This is a genomic window from Streptococcus sp. OH4692_COT-348 (assembly GCF_003859975.1).
Classification (GTDB): Bacteria; Bacillota; Bacilli; order Lactobacillales; family Streptococcaceae; genus Streptococcus.
On sequence record NZ_RQZB01000099.1, the window covers coordinates 1 to 201 of the forward strand.

The following is a 201-nucleotide window of genomic DNA, read 5'->3' on the forward strand; positions in this document are numbered from 1 at the left end:
ATGTTGAACAAGATCCTAAGACAGGTGACGTTACAGTAACACCTAAGAAACCAGATGGCTCAACATACCCACCAGGAACTAAGGTAGAAATCCCAGGTAAAGATGGTAACCCAATCACTGTTACAATCGGTGAAGACGGTAAAGGTAAAGTACCAAACAGCGAATTACCAGACGGTAAAGTTCCAGGTACAGGTAAGATTA

The 201-nt window shown here is 42.3% G+C and carries 1 protein-coding gene; it reads left to right on the top strand.

Annotated features, from left to right (window positions below):
- A partial coding sequence (locus tag EII37_RS11055; protein WP_142997546.1) for a hypothetical protein occupies positions 1 to 201 on the top strand: 201 nt, incomplete at both ends.